At 68.1% G+C, this 14294-nt stretch carries 14 protein-coding genes and 1 tRNA gene; 7 read left to right on the top strand and 8 right to left on the bottom strand.

Annotation, left to right across the window (positions count from 1 at the left end):
• Both ASE88_RS08910 and ASE88_RS08905 read left to right on the top strand, forming a co-directional pair.
• A partial coding sequence (locus tag ASE88_RS08910; RefSeq protein ID WP_056477605.1) for a nitroreductase occupies positions 1–536 on the top strand: 536 nt, incomplete at its 5' end.
• A gap of 38 nt (positions 537–574) precedes the next feature.
• Positions 575–931: a GntR family transcriptional regulator gene (locus tag ASE88_RS08905; protein WP_055874281.1), complete on the top strand. Its 357-nt coding sequence runs from the start codon at positions 575–577 to the stop codon at positions 929–931.
• A 211-nt stretch (positions 932–1142) separates the two neighbouring features.
• Here ASE88_RS08905 and ASE88_RS08900 read toward each other — a convergent pair whose 3' ends face one another.
• Positions 1143–1961 carry an arylamine N-acetyltransferase family protein gene (locus tag ASE88_RS08900; protein ID WP_056477603.1) on the bottom strand — a complete coding sequence of 273 codons (819 nt, stop codon included), beginning with the start codon at positions 1959–1961 and terminating at the stop codon, positions 1143–1145.
• A 269-nt stretch (positions 1962–2230) separates the two neighbouring features.
• Positions 2231–3943, bottom strand: coding sequence for an acyl-CoA dehydrogenase (locus ASE88_RS08895; protein ID WP_056477601.1), 1713 nt, complete (start codon positions 3941–3943; stop codon positions 2231–2233).
• Between the two features lie 46 nt (positions 3944–3989).
• Between ASE88_RS08895 and ASE88_RS08890 the strand changes: the two genes are divergently transcribed.
• The gene (locus ASE88_RS08890) at positions 3990–4994 is read left to right on the top strand and encodes an L-threonylcarbamoyladenylate synthase (RefSeq protein ID WP_056477599.1); all 1005 of its coding nucleotides are present in this window, start codon (positions 3990–3992) and stop codon (positions 4992–4994) included.
• A gap of 90 nt (positions 4995–5084) precedes the next feature.
• Here the strand turns inward: ASE88_RS08890 and msrA are convergent, their stop codons facing one another.
• Positions 5085–5627 (bottom strand): peptide-methionine (S)-S-oxide reductase MsrA, encoded by a 543-nt coding sequence (msrA, locus tag ASE88_RS08885; RefSeq protein WP_055874293.1) that lies wholly within the window; start codon positions 5625–5627, stop codon positions 5085–5087.
• Between the two features lie 59 nt (positions 5628–5686).
• Here msrA and galE point away from each other — a divergent pair, with 59 nt between their 5' ends.
• A complete protein-coding gene (galE, locus tag ASE88_RS08880) occupies positions 5687–6700 on the top strand; it encodes a UDP-glucose 4-epimerase GalE (RefSeq protein WP_056477597.1) in 1014 nt (337 codons plus the stop codon).
• On the top strand, positions 6697–7530 hold the full coding sequence (locus ASE88_RS08875) for an HpcH/HpaI aldolase/citrate lyase family protein (RefSeq protein ID WP_055875373.1): 834 nt from the start codon (positions 6697–6699) through the stop codon (positions 7528–7530). Before galE ends, ASE88_RS08875 begins: the two co-directional genes overlap by 4 nt.
• Here the strand turns inward: ASE88_RS08875 and ASE88_RS08870 are convergent.
• From ASE88_RS08870 to ASE88_RS08860, 3 genes are all read right to left on the bottom strand, one after another.
• Positions 7510–8187 (bottom strand): phosphatase PAP2 family protein, encoded by a 678-nt coding sequence (locus tag ASE88_RS08870; RefSeq protein WP_235527891.1) that lies wholly within the window; start codon positions 8185–8187, stop codon positions 7510–7512. The two genes, ASE88_RS08875 and ASE88_RS08870, sit on opposite strands and share 21 nt — an antisense overlap.
• Before the next feature lie 4 nt (positions 8188–8191).
• The gene (locus ASE88_RS08865) at positions 8192–9649 is read right to left on the bottom strand and encodes a hypothetical protein (protein WP_156356991.1); all 1458 of its coding nucleotides are present in this window, start codon (positions 9647–9649) and stop codon (positions 8192–8194) included.
• A gap of 77 nt (positions 9650–9726) precedes the next feature.
• Positions 9727–11205: a UbiA family prenyltransferase gene (locus ASE88_RS08860; RefSeq protein WP_162233412.1), complete on the bottom strand. Its 1479-nt coding sequence runs from the start codon at positions 11203–11205 to the stop codon at positions 9727–9729.
• Between the two features lie 239 nt (positions 11206–11444).
• On the opposite strand from ASE88_RS08860, the gene ASE88_RS08855 reads away from it, so the two are divergent.
• Positions 11445–12794 (top strand): ArnT family glycosyltransferase, encoded by a 1350-nt coding sequence (locus ASE88_RS08855; RefSeq protein ID WP_056477591.1) that lies wholly within the window; start codon positions 11445–11447, stop codon positions 12792–12794.
• Positions 12795–12800: 6 nt separating this feature from the next.
• On the opposite strand, the gene ASE88_RS08850 is transcribed toward ASE88_RS08855, so the two are convergent.
• Both ASE88_RS08850 and folK read right to left on the bottom strand, forming a co-directional pair.
• A tRNA-Lys gene (locus ASE88_RS08850) sits at positions 12801–12876 on the bottom strand.
• Positions 12877–12897: 21 nt separating this feature from the next.
• A complete protein-coding gene (gene folK / locus ASE88_RS08845; protein ID WP_082466414.1) occupies positions 12898–13407 on the bottom strand; it encodes a 2-amino-4-hydroxy-6-hydroxymethyldihydropteridine diphosphokinase in 510 nt (169 codons plus the stop codon).
• Positions 13408–13429: 22 nt separating this feature from the next.
• On the opposite strand from folK, the gene ASE88_RS08840 reads away from it, so the two are divergent.
• Positions 13430–14164, top strand: a complete 735-nt coding sequence (locus ASE88_RS08840; RefSeq protein ID WP_082466412.1) for a uracil-DNA glycosylase — start codon at positions 13430–13432, stop codon at positions 14162–14164.
• Positions 14165–14294 lie beyond the last annotated feature (130 nt).

The raw sequence follows: 14294 nt of genomic DNA, 5'->3' as shown, positions 1-14294 counted from the left end.
CCCGCCGCTCGGGCAAGCCGCGCGACCTGATAGCGCCCGGCCCCGATTCCTATCAGCTGGCGACGATCCTCGAGATCGCGGCACGGACGCCCGATCATGGCAAGCTGGCGCCGTGGCGGTTCGTCGTGGTCGGCGACGACCACCGCAAGGCGCTGTCGACGCTAATCACCGACGCGTACCTCGCCGAGCGTCCCGACGCGTCGCGGCTTGAGCTGGAGTCGCTTGACCAGTTCGCGCACCAGGCGCCGACGCTGGTCGTCGTCCTGTCGTCGCCCAAGGAGAGCAAGATTCCGCTGTGGGAGCAGGAATTGTCGGCGGGCGCGGCGTGCATGAACCTGCTGCACGCGGTCCATGCCGAGGGGTTCGCGGGCGGCTGGCTGACCGGCTGGGCGGCGTTCTCGGATGCGGTGCGCGATGCGTTCGGTTCGCCGTCGGAGCGGATCGCGGGCTTCATGTTCATCGGCACGCCGTCGCGTGCGCTCGACGAACGGCCCCGCCCGGATATGGCACGGTTGGTAAGCCGTTGGGGATCCTAAGGACTCGACTATTCGCCCGATTGCTGTATTAGAACAGCATGACAGCGCTCAGCAGCGACGACAGCCCCGTATATATCCGTCTCCGCAGCACGATCGCCGCCGGGATTCTCCGAGGTGACTATCGCGCGGGGGACCAGTTGCCGTCGGTCCGCGCGTTTGCCGCCGAGCAGGGCGCGAACCCGCTGACGGTCGCCAAGGCGTATCAGAGCTTTCAGGATGACGGTTATGTCGAGGTCCGCCGCGGCGTCGGGATGTTCGTGATGCCGGGCGCGGCAGAGGCGTTGCGGATCGCCGAGCGCGAGAATTTCGTGACGACGCAGTGGCCGCGGATCCTCGGGCATATCGAGTTGCTCGGGCTGAACGCGCGCGACCTGCTGGAACGCGAGCGGGTCTGAACGCGCGCGAGCCGTTCGCCTGTGACCCAAATCCGTTCGTCCTAAATAGTCATCGAGCAGGCGCGACGCGGCGTATCGAGCGGACGTATCGAAGGACAGGTCGGCGCACGGAACCCATGCTTCGATACGCGCCCTCGATACGCTGCTGACGCAGCTACTCGGTCGCTACTCAGCACGAACGGAAGTTAGGTTGGAAGCCCCTTCCGGGCCTTCAGAACAGCCCTAGCGCGGCGACATCCTCGACGCTCAGGTCGATCCCGAACAACAGGCTCATGCGGATCCGGTACACGCGCGGATCGGTGATCTCGCCGACCGTCGTGTCGGTGCCCGACCGACGACGATAGTTGCGGCCAATCAGCGACGCGAAGCCATTGGGCAGGACGACGCTGGCGATCGGGGTGTGGGTGAAGCGGCTGGACGGCGCGGTCGACGTCCAGTGGTTGGACAGCGCGAGATCCGCGGCGAACACCGGCGCGAGCGTGAAGCTGTATTGCGGTTGGAACCCGTCGCCTGTCCCGCGGCCATCGGTGGTCATGTAATCGCCGTCGCGCAGCAGCATCCAGCCGCTGTCGGTCGCTTCCAGCCGGAAGCGCGCGCCATCGGGCGCGGTCGCCTCGGCGCCGTCCGCCAGCGGGAGGACCGGCGTGTAGCTGCCGCCGAAACCGGTGTCGGCGATCCAGTCCTGCCCTTCGATCGTGACGAGCGCGAAGGTGTGGGTCTGCGGTGGCGGTACGTCGGTCGCCGCGTACCAGACGCGCGCGAGCAGCGGGCGGGCGGTGAAGCCGAGCTCGGCGAGCGCGTCGAGGAACAGGCGGTTATGCTCGAAGCAATAGCCGCCGCGGCGCGCGGTGACGAGCTTGGCGAACACCGAGGCGCTGTCGATCGCGATGCCGCGGCCGAGCACGACGTCGAGATCCTCGAACGGGATTGCGAGGCGATGCGCGTGCTGGAGGCGGCCTAGACCGATCGAGTCGAGCGTCGGGCGCGCGGGCATGGCGACACGGGTGAGATAGGCGTCGAGGTCGAACATCTGGTTTTCTGTATCCCTTTTCCCGCCCCCCTTACCGTTCGAGCCAAGCGAAGTCGAAGCACGTGCGTGTGGGACCTGCCCTTCGACTTCGCTCAGGGCGAACGGACGGTGGGGAGGATCGAACGGGGGTAGAAGGCAATGTACGAGGGCGGGCCCCTACCCCACCCTGTCATCCTGGGCTCGACCAAGGATCCAGAGCCACGGACGCCGGTGCACGGGGCTCTGGATCCTGACTTTCGTCAGGATGACGGGGCTTGATTATGCCCCGCTCAGGCCGCGAACAGGTCCGCTTCGATCGCGTACAGCACCGCCGCGCTGGCGTTGGCTGCCGCATTCAGCCCCATCGCCTCGGGGACGATCTGGTCGAGGTAGAAGCGCACCGCCGCGGTCTTCATCCGGCCGAAATCGTCGGTGCCGGCAACGCCGCCCTGCCGCTCCATGAGCCAGCCGCAAGTCGCGACCGACAGCATCGTCAGGAACGGATAGCTCGCCGCGAGCTTGTCGTCGGCGTCGGCGGTCGCCAGACGACGCCCGATCGCCTCGCACGCGTCGACCAGCGCGAGCAGCCGCTCATCCTTCGCCTCCGCGCGGATGTCGGCGATCAGCGCGGCGAACGCGCCGCCATTGTCGAGGCCGAGCTTGCGCCCAACCAGATCGGCCGCCTGGATGCCGTTGGTGCCCTCGTAGATCGGCGTGATTCGCGCATCGCGGAAATACTGCGCGGCGCCGGTTTCCTCGACATAGCCCATGCCGCCATGCACCTGGATGCCGAGCGAGGCGACCTCGTTGCCCAGATCGGTGCCGTGCGCCTTGGCGAGCGGGGTGACGAGTTCGAGCCGGTTGCGCGCGGCGTGATCGCCCATGTTGGCGCGATCGACCTGCCCCGCCGCGTAGTAGACCAGCGCACGCGCCGCCTGGGTCTGCCCCTTCATCCGCATCAGCATGCGGCGGACGTCGGGATGCTCGACGATCTTGACCGACTCCTTGTTCGGCGAGCCCGCGCGCGCCGATTGGACACGGTCGAGCGCATAGGCGACCGCGCCCTGCGTCGCGCCCTCGGCGACCTGGACGCCCTGCAGCCCGACGTTGAGGCGCGCATTGTTCATCATCGTGAACATCGCGCGGATGCCGCCCAGCTCCGCGCCGATCAGCTCGCCGATGCAGTCGTCATGGTCGCCGAAGCTCAGCACGCAGGTCGGCGAGGCGTGGAGCCCCATCTTGTGCTCGATCGAGACGACGCGGACGTCGTTGAAGTCGCCCGGCGTGCCATCGTCCTTGAGGCGGTATTTGGGCACGAGGAACAGCGAGATGCCCTTGGTCCCGGCGGGGGCGCCGGGGGTGCGGGCGAGGACGAGGTGGACGATGTTCGGCGCCATGTCGTGATCGCCGAACGAGATGTAGATCTTGGTGCCCTTGATGCTCCACTTGCCGTCACCGAGTGGAGTCGCGGTCGCGCGGAGGGCACCGACGTCGGAGCCAGCCTGTGGTTCGGTCAGGTTCATCGTGCCGGTCCATTCGCCGGTCGCGAGATGGGGCAAGTACAGCGCCTGCTGCTCGGGTGAGCCGTGGTGCTGGAGCGCCTCGATCGCGCCGACGGTCAGCGTCGGGCAGAGCGCGAAGCCCATGTTCGCCGAGCCCAATGTGTCGAGCACCGCGGTCTGGATCGCGAAGGGAAGCCCCTGCCCGCCCCATTCCTCCTCGACGCCGATCGTGCCCCAGCCGCCCTCGACATAATCCTTGTACGCCTGCGCGAAGCCGTCCGGCATGACGACGCCTTCAGGGGTCCACTTTGCGCCGACGGTGTCGCCGGTGCGGTTGAGTGGGGCCCATTCGCCGGCGGCCAATTGACCGACGCCTTCGAGGACGGCGTCGACGACGTCGTCGCTGGCGGCGGCATAGCGTTCGGTGTCGGCGAGTTCGCCGATCCGCACGACATGGTCGAGCACGAAACGCTGTTCGGTGGTTGCTGGAGTGAAGGCCATCGCATCCTCTTATCGCTACGGTTTGGACCCGCTATACGCCTGTGGAATGACCCGTCCACACCCTCGGATTTTACCCTACGGCACGGCCGCGATCGCCGAAGCCGCCGCGCTGATTCGCGACGGCGGCATCGTCGCGGTGCCGACCGAGACGGTCTACGGGCTCGCCGCGGACGCGACCAATGCCGAGGCGGTGGCGCGGATCTATGCCGCCAAGGGGCGCCCGAGTTTCAATCCGTTGATCGTGCATGTCGCCGATCTGGCGGCGGCGGAGCGGATCGCGGTGTTCGATACGGACGCGCGCGCGCTCGCCGCGGCGTTCTGGCCGGGGCCGCTGACGCTGGTGCTGCCGGTGCGCAGCGGTTCGGGGATCGCGGCGCTGGTGACGGCGGGGTTGGAGACGATCGCGATCCGGGTGCCGCGGCACCGGGCGATGCAGGGGGTGATTGCCGCTTCGGGGCGGCCGTTGGCGGCGCCTTCGGCCAATGCGAGCGGGGGGATTTCGCCGACGATGGCAGCGCATGTCGCGACGAGTTTGGGGGGCAACGTTCCGCTGATTCTCGACGACGGTGCGACCGAGGCGGGGCTTGAATCGACGATCGTCGCAGGGCGGACGGTGCTGCGGCCCGGGCCGGTGACGGCGGAAGCGCTGCTAATGCACCTCCCCGGCGAAGGCCGGGGCCCAATTGGCATGTCGGATGTAACGGAGCGCGGCGCACATCATAGCCGCCCCCCAATTGGGCCCCGGCCTTCGCAGGGGGGAAATACAGTCACCGCGCCGGGGCAGCTCGAAAGCCACTACGCGCCGATCAAGACGCTTCGGTTGCATGCAATCGATGCGGAACCCGGCGAGTGGCTGATCGGGTTTGGCGACGTGGCCGGCGACGTATCGCTCTCCGCATCGGGAAACCTGGTCGAAGCCGCCGCGAAGCTGTTCGATCTGCTGCACGCCGCCGACGCGAACGGCAGTGCGACGATCGCCATCGCACCGATCCCTGCGCACGGCATCGGCGAAGCGATCAACGATCGCCTGCGCCGTGCCGCGCATCGCTGACTCCTGTTGCCCCGCGGAGGCGGGGGCCCAGAAGTCAGGTTGTAGTCCGGTATTGGGCCCTCCCCCCGCGTCCGCGGGGGAACGGCTATCTTACGCGTTCACCGCCGCCTTCGACCGTGCCGCGAAGCTCTTGCGCAGCTTCTGCAGCTTGGGCGGGATCACCGCCATGCAATAGGGGTTCGAGCGGCCCGAGGTTTCCCAGTAATCCTGGTGATAGCCCTCGGCCTCGTACCACGTATCCATCGGTTCGATCGTCGTGACGATCGGCTTGGGCGAGTCAGCCTGCGCGCGCTCGAGGGCCGCCTGCATCTCGGTCTTCTGTGCGTCGTCCGCCGGGAACATCGCCGAGCGATATTGCGTGCCGACGTCGTTGCCCTGCCGGTTCAGCGTCGTCGCGTCGTGCGTCGCGAAGAAGATGTCGAGCAGGTCGCCAAGCTTCAGTTGCTCGGGATCGAAGCCGATCCGGATCGCCTCGGCATGACCGGTGTCGCCGCCGCAGACCTGCTTGTAGGTCGGATTGGGCACGTGCCCGCCAATATAGCCGCTCTCGACGCTCTCGACGCCGATCACGTCCTTGAACACAGCCTCGGTGCACCAGAAGCACCCGCCGGCCAGCGTTACATAATCCGTCATCACGATCTCCTTTCTCCCAAGATAGGAAGTCGCTACCGCGCAACAAAGAGGAGATGCGTATGATCGATGGTCCAAAGCTCGACGGCAAGGTTATGGTTACCGGCGGCGCCGGCTATATCGGCAGCCACGCGGTGCTGGCGCTGCTCGACGCGGGATATGAGGTCGTCGTGGTCGACAATCTGGTCACCGGGTTCGACTGGGCGGTCGATCCTCGCGCTACGCTGGTCGAGGCGAACGTCGCCGACGACGCGACGGTGCGCGCGGCGATCGGGACGCACGGCGTTCGCGCCATCATGCATTTCGCCGGCTCGGTGGTGGTCCCCGAATCGGTCAGCGATCCGCTCAAATATTACCGCAACAACACCGCCGCCAGCCGCGCGCTGATCGAGAGCGCGGTGGTCGAGCATGTCCCCCACTTCATCTTCTCGTCGACCGCCGCGACCTATGGCACGCCCGAGAAGGTGCCCGTCGCGGAGGGCGATCCGACCGTGCCGATCAACCCCTACGGCATGTCGAAGCTGATGACCGAGGCGATGCTGCGCGACGTCGCGGCGGCGCACCCGATGAACTATGCCGCGTTGCGCTACTTCAACGTCGCGGGCGCGGATCCGCAGGGGCGCAGCGGCCAGTCGACGGTCGGTGCGACTCACCTGATCAAGATCGCGGTCGAGGCGGCCACCGGTAAGCGAAGCCATGTCGGCGTCTACGGCACCGACTTCTCCACCCCCGACGGCACCGGCGTGCGCGACTATATCCACGTCACCGACCTTGCCGCCGCGCATGTCGCCGCACTGGAAGTCCTGGTCGCCGAGCGTGGCAAGAGCCACACGCTCAACGCCGGCTACGGCAAGGGATTTTCCGTGCTCGACGTGCTCGATGCGGTCGACAAGGTCACCAACCGGACGATCGAGCGGCGGTTCGAAGGGCGGCGCGCGGGCGATCCGGCGATGCTGATCTCGGACAATCGCGCGATCCTGGAACGGCTCGACTGGACGCCGCGTCACGCCGATCTCGACGGGATCGTCCGCGACGCGCTGGCGTGGGAGCGCGCGCTGGCCGAGAAGGGCCGGTGAGACTGCGCTCGCTGCTGTTCGTGCCGGGCGACCGGCCCGAGCGGATGGTCAAGGCGCGCGGCCTGGGGGCGGACGCGCTGATCCTCGATCTGGAGGATTCGGTCGCGCCCGCGGGCAAGGCCGCGGCTCGCGCGCATGTCGCCGCGGCCCTAGCCGAACCGCGGACGGTGCCGCTGTTCGTGCGGATCAATCCGCTCGATTCGGGGCTGGCGGACGACGACCTCGCGGCGGTGCTCGCGGGCAAGCCGGATGGGATCGTGCTGCCCAAGGCGGAAGGCGCGGCCAGCCTCGCCGCGCTCGACGCCAGGCTGAGCGGCGACACCGTGATCCTGCCGATCGCGACCGAAACGCCTGCGGCGATCTTCATGCTAGGGAGCTATGGCGGCGTCACCGACCGGCTCGTCGGGTTGACCTGGGGCGCAGAGGATCTGCCCGCCGCGATCGGCGCGGCGACCTCGCGTGAGGCGGACGGATCGTACACCGCGCCGTATCAGCTCGCGCGGTCGCTTACGCTGTTCGGCGCGCATGCCGCGAGGGTGGCGGCGATCGAGACCGTCTATCCCGATTTCCGCGATCTCGACGGGCTTGCCGCCTATGCCGCGCGGGGGCGGCGCGACGGCTTCACGGGCATGATGGCGATCCACCCGAGCCAGGTCGCGGTGATCAACGCCGCGTTCACGCCGTCGGCCGAAGATCGCGCCAAGGCTCAGGCGATCGTCGACCTGTTCGCCGCAAATCCGGGCGCGGGCGCGCTGCAGATCGAGGGCAGGATGGTCGACGCGCCGCATCTGAAGGCGGCGAAGGCCGTGCTAGCGCTCGCCGCCGATTGAGGTGCGCACGCGCGCGGTCGCCAGCCACCAGGCGAGCGCCCACAGCGTGCCGAAGCTCCACCCGGCCAGCACGTCGCTCGGCCAGTGCACGCCAAGATACACGCGGCTGCAGCCGATCGCGCCGACCAGCAGGATCGCGACGACGAGCATGTACGCGCGAGTCGCGCGATCCTGCGTCACCTGCGAGGCGAGACCGGCGAGCGTCAGGTAGACGATCGCGCTGTTCGCCGAATGCCCGCTCGGGAAGCTCATATGCGTGACGGTGACGAGGTGCGTGACGATGTCGGGACGCGGACGCGCGACGTGCAGCTTGACCAGCTCGACGACGACGTTGCCGGTGATGCTCGACGCGACGATCGCGAGCGCGGTCAGCCAGAGCCGCTGGACGAGCAAAAGGCCCGCGACGATCACCACCACGATCGTCAGGACGATGCCACCGCCGAGCGCGGTGACGTCGGACGCGACCTTGGGCAGCCATGACGGCCCCCCCCAGGCGCGCAAGCCGAGGATGATCGACCGGTCGAACGCGAACGGCCAGTGATCGACCGCGAAACCGACGAGCAGGATGAGGATGATGCCGACCGCCGCGACCGACGCTCCTGCGAAAACCCTGGGCAGGTGGCGCCTTTCGCGATGCGGCGGAAGCGCGGCGATCACGGCCTCAGGGGAACGCGGTCGTTGTCCTGGATTCGGGCGGTCGGGTATCATGTCGCGTATCTAGCGACCGGGCTCGACCGGACAAGGTACGGCCGCACCGTTCGACACCCACTATCCCGATCAGCACGAGCAGCCACACGATCCGGCTCTGGTAGCGATCGGCCGGTCCCGACAGGATCCCGCAGATCGCCGCGTTGGCGACGACCGTGACGAGGACGAGGACCACCAACGCGGTCATGCGCCGATCGCCGCGCCGGATCGCCGCCCAGAGGAAGACCGGCGCGGCCAGCGACATCAGCAGCGCGATCACCCGGTCCGGCGCGATCGCCAGCCGCTGCAGCACCCCGCGTTGTTGCCGCGACGTATCGAACGCCCCGCCCGTGCCCGAGAAATACCGATGGATCTGCTGCACCACGAGCATGCGCGGGCGATACGCGACCATCCCGTCCGCGGCGCGCGCGTCGATCAGCTGATCGCGCCAGCCCAGCACGGCGATCCGCAGCGTCCCGCCGGGGTCGTCGTGGAGCACGCGTCGGGCGAACGCGCCCTCCTCGGCCCGAAACGCGACCGGGCTCGCAATCTCGAGCGGAGCGCGCGGACTGTCCGCGGCCCAGAGGTAATCCTGGCCCGGCTGGGGTCGCCGTGGATCGTCGACGAAGCCGCGAACGCGGCACAGTCGCCACGTCTCGGTCCGGCAGATCCGTGCGAGTACGGGTTGGCCGATCCCACCGTCGAAGGTTCGTGCGACCAGGAACTGGTTCGATTCCAGGCTGGGGCGGAAGCTGTCGACGACGATGAGGCTGACGGTGCACAGACCCAGAATCGCGACCAGCAACGCCGCCAGCGCCGGGATCACGCCCCGTACGGCCGCGCGCCCGCCGTCCTGCCAGAACAGCACCGCGCCGCCCGTGACGATCAGCGCGGCGGCAAGCGGAATATGGCTGAGATGCAGCGCGATCAGTCCGGTCGCGACCGCCGCCAACAGCCACACGCGCAGCTGCGTACCGGGCGCGAACAGCAGCAGGTACAGCGTCAGGGCCAAGAGCGACGTGAACAGATCGGGCATCACCTGCCCGGTGAACCACGGCAGGCTGCTCGACACCGCCAACACCGCGATCGTCACGATCAGCATCACCGCCGACCGCCGCATCGTGACAGCGACGAGCACCTGACCGATCAGCCAGGTCGCGAACAGCGCCTGCGCGCCGGCCACGGACCACAGACCCAACAGCCGCACGAACGGCGCGATCATCAGGCCATAGGTGATCGGCCGATCGAGCAGATAGCGAAATTCGGTCGCGACCCGCAGATAGCCGCCGCTGTCCGAAAAGAGCAGCGGATAGCCATTGGCGAGCGCGATCCACGTCAGCAGGAGGGCACCGATCCCGTGCGCGGCGATCCAGCCCAGCACGGGCCCCCGCGGCGTCGACCGGACGCCGGCTTCCGTTTCAGCAATGCGCACCAAATTCCCCTTGAGCGTCGAACGATACATTATGCCTGAGCGCGGGCGAAAAGGCCGCGCATGTCCTGCGCCGGGCGTCAGACGATTGCGCGGAAGGGGATGAACTTCGCCGCCAGCAGGATCGCCGCCAAGATCGCCCCGACCGCCAGGCTGGTGCGATCGGTCAGCGCGAACGCGACCGGATCGCTGTCGACTTCGCCCCTTCGCCCCATCATCCAGATCCGGTTGAGCCAATAGAGCAGCGGCAGCGGCAACAGCCAGAGCAGCGCCGGGCTGGCATAGCTGTTGCCGCGCGCCATCGCTTCGGCGAACAGCGCGAGCACGAGAATCGACACCATCCCCGCGGCGACGCCATTCATCGCCACGATCCCTTCGTCCGACGGGATGTAGCCGCGGCCGCTCAGCAGTTCGTGCGCAGCGCGCGTACTGCCGCGCAGCTCGACATAGCGCTTGAGATAGCCGAGGCTGAGGAACAGGAAGATCGAGAACAGCAGCAGCCAGAACGACACCGGCACCATAATCGCCGCAATCCCGACGATGATCCGGATCGTATAGAGACACGCGAGCGTCAGCACGTCGGCGATGATCGCCGCCTTCAGCCGGATGCTGTACGCCAGCGTCAGTCCGCAATAGCCGGCAAGCGCGACCAGGCTCGCCGGGCCGAGCAATATTCCGCCCAGCGCCAGCCCCAGCGACACGCCGACGACGGCGGCGGCGAGCGCGGTCGGGATCGTCAGCGCACCCCATGCGATCGGCCGATACCGTTTGCGGGCATGGCCCCGATCCGCATCGATATCGAGCACGTCGTTGACCAGATAGATGCTCGACGCGATCAGCGACAGGCAGACAAAGGCGACCAGCCCCCTGGCGATCTGGACCGGCTCGGTCAGCTGGCCCGACGTGATCAGCGGCACCAGCACGAGGATGTTCTTCGCCCATTGATGCGGGCGCGCGGCCTTTGCGAGCATGCGCAGCGTGCCGGACGCCGCGGCCAGGCGGACCTGCCCGGAGACTCCAGTGTCGATTCCCACGGTGTAGGCGGTGCGCGCGGCTTGCCAGAGCGGGCGATCGGCGGACGAGTCGCCGACATAGTCGAACGCCCGCCCGTCGAGCAGCGCGCGGATCGCCGCAAGCTTGGCCGCGCCCTTGCGGTTATGCCGGCGGCTGCTGGCGATGATCGCGTCGAACGGCCCGACGACGGCCGCGACCCGGCGCGCGGTGCGCCAATGCGCCGCCGTGGCGAGGATCACCGGGCGCCCGGCACCGCGCGCCGCGGCGATCACGCCGAGCACCTCCTCACGGTACGACAGCCGCGCCGCGTCGACCGGGACGCGCCTGGCGAGCACCGTCTTGATCGCCGCCGGCCCTGCCAGAAGGCATCGCAGGATGGCGAGCAGGACGGCGACGCGGCGGATGCCCCTGACCAAGGCTTCGATGGCGACGTCGCCGCGGATCAGCGTGTTGTCGAGATCGACGACCAGCGCCACGCCATCGCCCCGCAGCGCGTTCGGGCGCGTATCATCCTGATCCGACGCCATTGTTTTCTCGACGTTCACGCGATCCACCGGATACCGCCGAGACCTGCCGCCATGATCCGCAAAATTTCGTCGTCCCGCTGTGTCGCCACTATATCGCACTACTCGCACATTGCCGTTAAATAACGATTGCGCAGTCCCAATCATGGACATGTAGGGCAGGATTGCGCGCCACGAATTGACAGGCGGTGCGCGCACCCTAGTGGCGAAGACCTAGTAACGAAGATGGCGCGCATGTCGCCACCAGGGGGAACGCGGACATGCACGACGGCGGCGCGATACGGGATGCGGCCGCGCGCGATGTGCAGGCGCGGTGGGTCGCGATCGTCGCGCTCGTCCTGCACCTGTCGATCCTGCCCTACGACATCATGACCGGATTCCGCGCGTTCACTTGGGGTGATCGCGGGATGGAACGGCTGATCACGCTGAAGGGCTTTGTCGGCCAGCAGGGATCGACGATCGCATGGCTGACCGATGCGCCGATCGTACCGGGCGAATATCTGTTCGCGGCGCTGCCGTGGCGGCTGGGCGGACCGATCGGCGTGATCCTGGTCCAGATCGCGCTGGCGGTCGGCGCCGGCTGGCTGGTGGCGCGGATCGCGGGGCGGCTGATCCCGTGGCGACGCGCCGCGCTCGGCTGCGGGCTGCTCTATGTGCTGCTCCCCCAGAACATCGCCTTTCCGCATCAGCTGGTCACCGAAGCGATCGCGACCCCATTGTGCGTCGCCTGGCTCGCGCTCATTCTGGCAGGGGTGCGCGGCGGGCGGATCGCGCCGTTCCTCCTGGCGGGGCTGTGCATCGGCCTCGCCATCTTCATCCGGCCGGTGATCGCGGCGATGCTACCGATCGCCTTCGTCCTGGCGCTGCTCATGCCTGCGGCGCGTGCGCATCTGCGCACGCCGGGACTCTATGCGATGGCCGCGGTCGGCATGGCCCCGCTGCTGCTCTGGACCGCCTTGTCGTCGGCATATACGGGGCAGATCGGCTACAATAAGGGCGGTAGCGCCAATCTCGGCTGGAACCTGCAGAGCAAGGCGCAGATCACCGAAAAGGCCAACGGGATCAGCCCGCCCGCCGACCTGCTGGGCGGCGGCGGCATCTCGGTGCGGCGCTTTCTCGAGGAGGTCGCCCTGCACAAGCCGGCATTTGCCAAGGCGTTCCTGCTCGACACCGTCACGGTGTTCGTGCGCGGCAATTCGAGCAAGATCAGCGTCGATTATCTCGGCATCGACCGCAATCCGGCCGGCTGGCGTCACGAACTGATCTACGCGAAGGATGCGCAGCGCAGCCGGTCGAGCAACGTGCTCAACCCGGTCTATGTGATCGAGGCGATTGCCTCGGTCCTGACCGGTCTGTTCTTCGCGTTCTGCGTCTGGCAGGCGGTGCGGATCGGCTGGGATCTGGTCCGCGGACGGCCCGCGCCATCGCCCGAATGCGTCTTCCTCGTCATCATCGCTGCGGCGTGGCTGATCACGGTGTTCGTCAGCGCGCAGATCGTCAACGAGGCGCAGGGTCGGCTGCGCAATCCGGCCGAGGCCGCCTTCATCCTGTTCGCGGCGATGGCGCTGGCATCGCGCAATCGCACGCTCGGCGCCGCGACTGTGGTGTGATGCCGATGGTGGGTCCGCCGGGGCTCGAACCCGGGACCTCTCGATTAAAAGTCGCTTGCTCTACCAACTGAGCTACGGACCCCCGCCATCGTGGACCGCGCACCTAGTCGCGCGGGTGCCGTCGGTCAACCATCTGTGCCAATTGGCGGATCGTCCGATGGGTCAGCGGATCGCGCCAAGCGGGCACGAGGCGCGCGAGCGGGCCGAGCACGAAGCTGCGCGTGCGGAACGCGGCGTGCGGCACGGTGAGCCCGCGCGACGACCAGGTGCCGCCTGACCAGAGGACGATGTCGAGGTCCAGCACGCGGCTGCCCCAGCGGCGACCGGGGCGGCGGCCGAAGCTGCGTTCGATCCGTTTGAGGCGGACCAGGAGCGGGGCGGGGTCCTCCGGCGTTTCGATCAGCGCGACGGCGTTGGCGTAGCGGCGGTTCGACGGCCCGAGCGGTGCGCTGGTGACGGTCGGCGACCGTGCGACGACAGCGCCGAGTGCCTCCAGCGCGGCGGCGATCTCGCGCTCGGGGCTCCCGTGACGGCCGCGGCGATTGGAGCCGAGCGCGATCGCATAGATCGTCGGGGCGCGCGCGATCATCGGGTGCGGGGTTGCAGGCGACATTTGGTCCGCCTAGCGCAATCCTATGGATTCCACACCTTACCCCACCGAGCTCCCCGAAACCGACGACGAGGCCGGCGCGGTCGACGTCACGACGGTCTTCGCGCCCGTCGCCGCGCTGCCCGAGACCGAGCCGTCGCGTGATTGCCCGCTCTGCCCCCGCCTCGTCGGGGTGCGCGAGCAATTGCGGGCCGAGTTCCCAACCTGGTGGAACGCGCCCGTGCCCGCGTTCGGCGATCCGGCGGCGTGGCTCGGCATCATCGGCCTCGCGCCCGGCAAGCACGGCGCGAACCGCACGGGCCGCGCGTTCACCGGCGATTATGCGGGGCAGTTCCTGTACGAGACGCTGGGGCGGTTCGGGCTCGCCACCGGTACCTATGGCGCCAAGGCCGAGGATGGGCTGGCGCTCGACGGTGCGATCATCCTCAACGCGGTGAAGTGCCTGCCGCCGGAGAACAAGCCGACGCCGGAAGAAATCCGGACCTGCCGGCCGTTTCTCGAGACGCAGGCCGATGCGGTGCCGACCGCGCGCGTGTTCGTGGCGCTGGGGCATATCGCGCATCAGTCTGCGGTGAAGATGCTCGGCGGACGGCTCCCCAAGGCGCGCTTTGCGCATGGCGCGGAGCATGTGATGCCAGATGGGCGCATCCTGATCGATAGCTTCCATTGCTCGCGCTACAACGTGAATACGGGGGTGCTGACCGCGGCGATGTTCGACGCGGTGTTCGCGCGGGCGCTGGCGTTGCGCGAGACGGTTTGAGACGCGTCTCGTCATCCTGACGAACGTCAGGACCCAGGGTAACCGAACGCGGCCCTGCTTGGCTCTGGGTCCTGACGTTCGTCAGGATGACGGACGGACGCACTCAATCCTCCCCCGCAAGGGGGAGGTG

The sequence above is a fragment of the Sphingomonas sp. Leaf38 genome (genome assembly GCF_001421825.1).
Lineage (GTDB): Bacteria > Pseudomonadota > Alphaproteobacteria > Sphingomonadales > Sphingomonadaceae > Sphingomonas.
The sequence above is the reverse complement of the archived record's forward strand: the minus strand, read 5'-3'. Positions and strand labels throughout refer to the sequence as shown.

Excerpts from the sequence above, each read along its gene's own strand:
- ASE88_RS08905 (WP_055874281.1), top strand. The coding sequence starts at position 575 with ATGACAGCGCTCAGCAGCGACGACAGCCCCGTATATATCCGTCTCCGC.
- ASE88_RS08900 (WP_056477603.1), bottom strand. The coding sequence starts at position 1,961 with ATGTTCGACCTCGACGCCTATCTCACCCGTGTCGCCATGCCCGCGCGC.
- ASE88_RS08895 (WP_056477601.1), bottom strand. The coding sequence starts at position 3,943 with ATGGCCTTCACTCCAGCAACCACCGAACAGCGTTTCGTGCTCGACCAT.
- ASE88_RS08890 (WP_056477599.1), top strand. The coding sequence starts at position 3,990 with ATGACCCGTCCACACCCTCGGATTTTACCCTACGGCACGGCCGCGATC.
- msrA (WP_055874293.1), bottom strand. The coding sequence starts at position 5,627 with ATGACGGATTATGTAACGCTGGCCGGCGGGTGCTTCTGGTGCACCGAG.
- galE (WP_056477597.1), top strand. The coding sequence starts at position 5,687 with ATGATCGATGGTCCAAAGCTCGACGGCAAGGTTATGGTTACCGGCGGC.
- ASE88_RS08855 (WP_056477591.1), top strand. The coding sequence starts at position 11,445 with ATGCACGACGGCGGCGCGATACGGGATGCGGCCGCGCGCGATGTGCAG.
- folK (WP_082466414.1), bottom strand. The coding sequence starts at position 13,407 with ATGTCGCCTGCAACCCCGCACCCGATGATCGCGCGCGCCCCGACGATC.
- ASE88_RS08840 (WP_082466412.1), top strand. The coding sequence starts at position 13,430 with ATGGATTCCACACCTTACCCCACCGAGCTCCCCGAAACCGACGACGAG.